We start from the raw sequence: 7202 nt of genomic DNA, 5'->3' as shown, positions 1-7202 counted from the left end.
AATATTGAATTTACGCGTTGGGCAACTGTACTTTATGATGAACAAATGAGAAGTGCCCTACTAGATAGACTTATACATCACTGCTATCTTCTTATATTCAACGGTGATAGCGATCGAATGAAAAATTCACTCATTCGATTAACATAATAATTCCCCACAGGTGCCTGGGGAAAAAACTTTTACAAAAGTGAGGAATTTCCCCTTGCAAAAAACAGCTATAAGTGAACTTGTTAAATTCCACGAAGGAAAAAGTGATATAGTGTGTTTAGATATAAATGAGAAAAAGCGAATTAAAGATGATTAGGCAATAGAAATCATAGTATATATTTTATAAGAAAAATTAACCGTAAGAACCGTCCCTATGGTTCGGCCTATGGTTCGGCGGATAATTGGGATCAATTTTGCAGATTAATTGGTAGGACAGCGGGAAAAGTATTTAATTAAACGATTTTATAAGAATCAAAAGTAAAGAGAGGTGTAGTTTATTGAAAAACAGAAATACTATTGAGGAATATTATGAATATCGAGACAAGATAGGAAATAGAACAGAACTCTACAGAATAGTTGCTAAGAGGTATGGCGTAACAAGTGCTCTGTATCCAGGAAGCCATATTGATATTGCACCATCTTTGGTTATACCTAAGGTAATTTATGTTGATAACTTCAAAGGAGCAGTTAATTTCTTTAAGGACATGGAAATGATAAAAAAATATATCACTGAGAATAAAGAGTATGAAAAACCTTGTGACATAGTTTTCATGGGTCAAGATTATACAGGAGAATTAGATGTTAAACCTGTTGATTTGATAATTTCTCAATATGCAGGCTTTGTTGGGCAAGCAACGAAAAAGTATTTAAATACAGGTGGCATTTTGTTGTGCAATGATAGTCATGGAGATGCCACTTTATCCAGATTTGATGATGATTTTGAATTCCTTGGAGTCATGGGCAAGAACAATAGGATCATGGATACCAAACTGGATGATTATTTTGTATTACCAAGAAGTAAAAATGTTGATTTAGTAAAAGTCAAAGAGAAGATGAAAGGACCGAAGTATAAGCTAACAGCTGAAAACTATTTATTCCGCAAAATCAAATAACTTATTATAGGCTAACATACTTGACTTTTCAAAAACTTTATCGCATTACTAGATACCAATCAAAGGATTGGAGGTAATGCTAATGACCAATGAGCAAAAAGAGAAAATCATTGAACTCGGAAGTTAGATATTGGCTATCGCAGCATAGCCACTGCTATGGACCTAAGCAGAGATAGTGTCAGGAATTTTTCTAAGAGTAGAGGACTAGATGGCTATGGACAGGACTATAGTAATCCAAAGCCTGAAAAAGTTATTAGAGAACACTATAAGAATTGTGGCAAACGAATAAATCAGAAGAAGCTGAAAGGGCGCCCAAAGACATATTGCTCTACAGAATGTAAAAGAGAATGGGAACATAAGAATCCAGTTATCTACCAGCATGTATGCTATTACTGTGGAACTGAGTTTGAGAACAAATCAAAGAGTAGCAATTACTGTTGCCGCAGATGCTACATTCGAGATAGATTCTGGCGCGATGAAGACATAGAAGAAGTGATCAATCATCTTAAGGAAAAAAAGCCTCTGCAAAATGTACCAATATGGATTCGAGACTTGATGGCTGGTAATGAAGCTCAAGAACCAGATGAAGATTCAAAGGAATATTACTAAATTTAGTAGCCACACTTAGTCAGAAGTTCTGATAGAAATTTGCAGGCAATATGAGTTATAGACAGTAATAGTTAAACCCATAGAAGTACATATGAAAACTTGAAATCGAGGAGGAGTGTTATGAATAATTTATGGGGAAGTTTGATGCTTTTGATAGGCCTTTTTCTATTCGTATCTGCAATTAGAAAAAGCGAATTTATAATTTACAAACTTCTGGTTGCTAGAAGCAAGATATTATGGGGAGAAAAGGTACATACTTTTTTACTAGTGGTTGGTATTGTAATTATGGGATTAAGCTCATTGTTTTTCTTTAATATTTGGGGAAATTGACATAATGTTACATAACCACAGACGGTTCCTGTGGTTAAGATCTAAGGAAGCTAGAATAGCCTAGACTGATAATATGCTGAAAAATGCTAGAAAGAAAAGTGAGACAGAAATCTATCATATAATTTTAGGGAAATCAATATTTAAGCAATAATAGAAGATAAAAAAGATAATGATAGTTTTTAGAAACTATCTTAGAATGCAAAGATAAAAGTGAATACAGGATATACGCATACTGTTTATTGGGAAACCATATCCATATTTTGCTTATAGAAGAAAAAGAAGATATAGAATTACAATGAGGCGAATAGGAGAAAGCTATGTATATTGGTATTTCTTCAAATATGATCGAGTAGATCATTTGTTCCAAGATAGATATAAAGAAAATTTAGTTTAGATGGAGTTTTAACTCCACCTGAACTATAGTTGCACTTATTTCGAAGCTTGGCGGCACTTATCTCCCGCTTAAGATGCGGGAGTGTTAGTAACGCCGCTGAGATAAAAGTTAAGTAATAGAGGATGATCAATATTTACCTACAGTGTTAAGGTATATACATCAAAATCCATTAAGTGCTGGTATAGTGGAGCATATAAAAGACTATAAATGGAGCAGCTACTGTGAGTATACAGATAAAGCTAGAATTATAGATAGTGATTTTACATTTAAGATATTTAATACTAACAGAAAAAAAACTATAAGTGAATTTACTAAATTCCACGAAGAAAAAAATGATAGAGTGAGTTTAGATATAAATGAGAAAAAGCGAATTAAAGATGATTAGGCAATCAAAAGCATAGTATATATTTTATAAGAAAAATAACCGCAAGAACCGTCCCTGTGGTTCTGTGGTTCAATAGATCACTTTACGATAAGCTTTAAATGGGGCATTGAAATTGAAGTATGAAAAACGGATTGAAATAACCCATGACTCATAAAAGAGTTGTGGGTTTTATTAAGGTTACACCATAATAGAAAAATCAAATTGAGCATTAACGGTATTAATGAACGGAATGATATATATAATACTCAAGTGCAATCACAGCAAAATATATAATATCTTTTGGTCACAACTGGTGATGATTATTGAAAAATGTATGAGTTGTTTTGCTTTTCATATAATTGCAGTTGCATTGGACCAGAAAGCAGCTAGAATAAAGTGAATTGATTTTTCTCCTTGACTAAATGCAAAATATATATTACAATCATGTGGAATATATATTTTGCATTTGATTATTCGAAATCGAGGTGATTTATATAGTTAAGAACAGTGTTAAACTGAGTCGTAATGAAAAACAACTCACTCAAGAAGAGCTTGCTGAAAAAGTAGGTGTAACAAGACAAACGATTGGTCTTATAGAGAAAGAGAAATATAACCCAACAATAGCCTTAGGGCTTAAGTTATGCAAAGTTCTAAATAAGTCTCTTGATCAATTATTTTGGTTAGAGGAGGATGAAAATGAAAAATGATGAGAGAGTAAGTGCAGATGTTAAAATAGCCAAAAGCATTGGCTATACGATTTTTTGGTTTGGAATATTTGCAGTGCTATTGTATCGGTGGTTTATCTTGAATCAAACTCTTATGGATACACTCGACTTCTTTTTAGTTTGGTTTATTGCATCATTAGCTCAATTTTTTGCTTTAGCCATTAAAGGTATTCCAATGACGTACCCTGTTCCAATGAACAAAAAAGAGCAGATTTACTTTGTTTTTCTAATTCCATTATTGACCGGCATACTAACAGCGCTTACTGTTTTTTCAAAGATAGGGATGAATTTTAGAGGTATTTTTGGCGGTTTTTCAGTGAGTTTTTTGGGTACGCTATCTCTATTTTTTCTATATAAGATTATTCTGCGATTATGGGAAAAAAGAAATATGTAGAGTACCATGAGTAATAATAGCAAATATTTATGGTAAATCCGTTTAAAGTAGAAATTATTGGGAGGAGTACTTTTTATGTTAGAGGTCAATAATCTTGTAAAAAACTATGGAAAAAAGGAAGCGGTTAAGAATATTAGTTTTAAAATAAAACCAGGAGAGATATATGGTTTTTTAGGGCACAACGGAGCAGGTAAGACGACAACAATAAAAGCATGTACTGGACTTCTAAAGCCCACTTCAGGAGTTATTAAAATTTGTGGTTATGATATTGTAAGTCAGCCACTAGAAGCCAAGAAAAATTTTGGCTATGTCCCTGATAATCCATATTTATATAATAAGCTCACGGGTAGAGAATTTCTAAATGTGGTTTCAGATGTTTATATGAAAAGAAAAAATAATGATACAGTAAGAAAGATTAATTCTTTACTAGAAGAACTTCATATGACGAATGTTGCCGATAAGCTCATCGGAACATATTCACATGGTATGAGAAGGAAAATTACTCTCTGTGCTGCGCTTCTGCACAATCCTTCAGTTATCTTTCTTGATGAACCTACAAATGGTCTAGATGCTTCAAGCGCAAGAGCTGCCAAAGATTTGTTTAGAAAGTATGCTGATGAAGGTTCGGCAGTTTTATTCACAACTCATGTGCTAGAAATTGCTGAAAAACTATGTGACAGAATTGGTATAATAAATCACGGTGAATTGTTAGCAGAAGGTTCATTTGAGGAGCTGAAAGAAAAATATAAAGCATTTGGGTCAACACTTGAGGATATTTTCTTGACTATAACTGAAAGTAGGAAGGAGGGTTAAAGTAACATGAGTTATATTAAGTGGTTTATAAAATTGCGATTTTTAGTCTTAAAAAATAGTTTGTGGAAAGATGCAAAAGTATTTGTGAGGACACTATCAATAGCAATAGCAATAATAATTGGTCAGATAGTATTAATTAACATACTTTACAAAAATATTTTTAGTAATATAGCCATTTCGGATGAGATGGTTAATGGTATACTAATTGTATTCTTTTTTGTGGCTGTTATCTGGATATATCTTACATCATTTGTACAGAGTATCAGCACCTTTATTCGAAATTTTTATAAATCGCCTGATATGAATTATTTAATCACAATACCCGTTCCATTAAATTATGTTTTTTTATTTAAGTTTTTTGAACATATAATTAGCAGTATTAAATCTATGCTTTTTTTGTTTTTCCCTTTCCTTGTAGCATTAGGTATGTGGGTAAACGCCCCATTGATTTATTACATTTCAATAATACCTTTATATATTATTATCTCGATAATACCTTGTGCAATTGGTGTTATGGCTGCTATGGTAGGGTCAAAAATAGTATCAGCAAAAGTATTCAACATATTAACATCAATTGTTACTTTTGCTATAAATATATTTTTTGCAGTACTTTTTGCTAGAACACAGGACGTATCCACTACTTATATAATTAAGGTTATTGAATTATTAGAAAAACCATGGGTGTCTGATATAGTTCCTATAACAGCGAGTATAAGACTTTTTTATTCTATGGTTATTGGTGAGAGGCCTGCATATGCTATGCTGTTTTTATTGATAATATCAATTTTGTTTATAACGATTGCATTTATGATATCAAAAAGAATGTTTTTTGAGGGGTGGGCAATAAACCAGTTTATTGAATCCAAAGTTAGTAAGAAGAAAGTAATTGAATCTGATAACTGCAAAGAAGCCAAAAGGAATGAGATAATCGAGTGGATAAAAACTGAATGGAAGATGGCAATTAGAAATAATGAAATGATTATGGCATCAGCCTTTATGTTTTTTTTCTATTTGTTCGCGATATTTACTTTTTTATATGGGGATCTATTCTCCAACAATCCATTGCTAGGTGCTTCTTTGTTAACAACTATCGCGTCAATATTTAATATTATTGCTGTCTCGATTCTATTTATACCCGCTGACATAATGAAGGATAAAAGTCTTTGGAAGAAACGTTACTGGCTTCTCAAGGTTATGCCATTAGAAGGGGGAAAGGTATTTAACATACAGTGTAATATGTTTTTCATCCCAGCTTATATCATAAGTATTGTGGGTATTATTGCATATTCAGTAGTAAATGGCTTAAGCATACAATTGATATTACTATCAATCTTGGGCATGTTTTTTATACTTTATGGAAGTTCAGCAATATATATAGCAGGTGAACTATTAGCATTAACTGATTTTTTTGAGAATAATGCTTTTTTAGGGAACATTATTACTATAGTACTACCTGTACTTTATGGCATTTTATCTGCTGGAAGTATAGCTTTATTTCTAGCTAAAGATTTTGTGTCTGAGATTATTATTCTATCGAATATTAGTGCTATCTTAAATCCTTCTATTGTAATTATACTTTCGGTTACAACAGTAGTAGCAGCATTTTTGTTATCAAGAAAAGTCTTTATAAGGGTGTGGAAACAGTTGGAAATATAAAATATGATTCTCACAGCAAATCATATTTACATAATTACTTTAATAAAAAAGGGGCTATTATGCTAGATATATTAAGGGAGGAGGGGGTTATTAAAAGCATTGAAATTATTCTGAAAAATTTGATGATACTATGAAAGATATATAATAAACAAATTGAATAAGGACTGGTGATTTTATAATGAAAAAAACAATATTTTTAATGGCCATGATTATTAGTATCTCTGTTTATACGGCATGTACTCAAGATTTTACAATTCCTGATGAAAATAATGAGTCCAATAACGAAGAGATAAATAATGAGACACATAATAATCAACAAAATTCAGAGTACACTAATATTGATGCAAATGATGATAGTGAGAATAATGTAGAAGATGATCCATCTGATGGTAAAGTCGATTCAAGGAAGATTGTCATAGAAAATGATGTATTTCGGATCTATCAGCCAGCCCCTAATGCTGAAGTAAAGGAAAAAATAGTTGTAAAGGGGTTAGCGAGGATTTTTGAAGGTACTGTATTATATGAGTTTGAAGATGGTCACAATATCCTTGATAAAGGTTTTACAACAGCTACAGAAGGTGCGCCAGGATGGGGAGAATTTGAGATTGTTATACAACTTGATAAAGAAGTAGCTAATGATTCAGGAAGTGTTATTTTATATGAAGAAAGTGCAAAAGACGGCTCTAGAAGAAATGAATTAATCATTCCTGTTAAGATTATTCAATAAAACAATTAAGTTGAAAAGATTTTCTCAATATATAGACCATAGACCACAGGGACGGTTCCTGTGGTTTACAAGAACCGGCAGACTGCGTAA

The 7202-nt window shown here is 32.1% G+C and carries 10 protein-coding genes; all 10 read left to right on the top strand.

Annotation, left to right across the window (positions count from 1 at the left end; genetic code table 11):
* The first annotated feature begins 3 nt into the window (after positions 1-3).
* On the top strand, positions 4-147 hold the full coding sequence (locus F8154_RS15695) for an ATP-binding protein (protein ID WP_279237218.1): 144 nt from the start codon (positions 4-6) through the stop codon (positions 145-147).
* Positions 148-485: 338 nt separating this feature from the next.
* On the top strand, positions 486-1100 hold the full coding sequence (locus F8154_RS14360; RefSeq protein ID WP_151862313.1) for a hypothetical protein: 615 nt from the start codon (positions 486-488) through the stop codon (positions 1098-1100).
* A gap of 156 nt (positions 1101-1256) precedes the next feature.
* Positions 1257-1709, top strand: a complete 453-nt coding sequence (locus F8154_RS14355) for a hypothetical protein (RefSeq protein ID WP_151862312.1) — start codon at positions 1257-1259, stop codon at positions 1707-1709.
* A 120-nt stretch (positions 1710-1829) separates the two neighbouring features.
* Positions 1830-2039 carry a hypothetical protein gene (locus F8154_RS14350; protein ID WP_151862311.1) on the top strand — a complete coding sequence of 70 codons (210 nt, stop codon included), beginning with the start codon at positions 1830-1832 and terminating at the stop codon, positions 2037-2039.
* 536 nt (positions 2040-2575) lie between these two features.
* On the top strand, positions 2576-2818 hold the full coding sequence (locus F8154_RS14345) for a hypothetical protein (RefSeq protein WP_192930323.1): 243 nt from the start codon (positions 2576-2578) through the stop codon (positions 2816-2818).
* A gap of 464 nt (positions 2819-3282) precedes the next feature.
* Positions 3283-3504, top strand: a complete 222-nt coding sequence (locus tag F8154_RS14340) for a helix-turn-helix transcriptional regulator (RefSeq protein WP_151862309.1) — start codon at positions 3283-3285, stop codon at positions 3502-3504.
* The gene (locus F8154_RS14335) at positions 3494-3916 is read left to right on the top strand and encodes a hypothetical protein (protein ID WP_151862308.1); all 423 of its coding nucleotides are present in this window, start codon (positions 3494-3496) and stop codon (positions 3914-3916) included. The genes F8154_RS14340 and F8154_RS14335 overlap by 11 nt, the downstream gene beginning before the upstream one ends.
* A gap of 75 nt (positions 3917-3991) precedes the next feature.
* Positions 3992-4729: an ABC transporter ATP-binding protein gene (locus F8154_RS14330; RefSeq protein WP_151862307.1), complete on the top strand. Its 738-nt coding sequence runs from the start codon at positions 3992-3994 to the stop codon at positions 4727-4729.
* A 6-nt stretch (positions 4730-4735) separates the two neighbouring features.
* Entirely contained in the window at positions 4736-6385 is a 1650-nt protein-coding gene (locus F8154_RS14325) for a putative ABC transporter permease subunit (RefSeq protein WP_151862306.1), read from the top strand.
* A 178-nt stretch (positions 6386-6563) separates the two neighbouring features.
* Complete coding sequence (locus tag F8154_RS14320; protein WP_151862305.1) at positions 6564-7112, top strand: Gmad2 immunoglobulin-like domain-containing protein; 549 nt, start codon at positions 6564-6566, stop codon at positions 7110-7112.
* The last annotated feature ends 90 nt before the right edge of the window (positions 7113-7202 follow it).

Origin of the sequence: Alkaliphilus pronyensis, from assembly GCF_009017275.1 — a bacterium.
Taxonomy (GTDB): domain Bacteria; phylum Bacillota; class Clostridia; order Peptostreptococcales; family Natronincolaceae; genus Alkaliphilus_C; species Alkaliphilus_C pronyensis.
Note: the sequence above shows the minus strand (reverse complement) of the source record. Positions and strands in the feature narration are given on the sequence as shown.

Excerpts from the sequence above, each read along its gene's own strand:
- F8154_RS14320 (WP_151862305.1), top strand. The coding sequence starts at position 6,564 with ATGAAAAAAACAATATTTTTAATGGCCATGATTATTAGTATCTCTGTT.
- F8154_RS14350 (WP_151862311.1), top strand. The coding sequence starts at position 1,830 with ATGAATAATTTATGGGGAAGTTTGATGCTTTTGATAGGCCTTTTTCTA.
- F8154_RS14335 (WP_151862308.1), top strand. The coding sequence starts at position 3,494 with ATGAAAAATGATGAGAGAGTAAGTGCAGATGTTAAAATAGCCAAAAGC.
- F8154_RS14355 (WP_151862312.1), top strand. The coding sequence starts at position 1,257 with ATGGACCTAAGCAGAGATAGTGTCAGGAATTTTTCTAAGAGTAGAGGA.
- F8154_RS14325 (WP_151862306.1), top strand. The coding sequence starts at position 4,736 with ATGAGTTATATTAAGTGGTTTATAAAATTGCGATTTTTAGTCTTAAAA.
- F8154_RS14330 (WP_151862307.1), top strand. The coding sequence starts at position 3,992 with ATGTTAGAGGTCAATAATCTTGTAAAAAACTATGGAAAAAAGGAAGCG.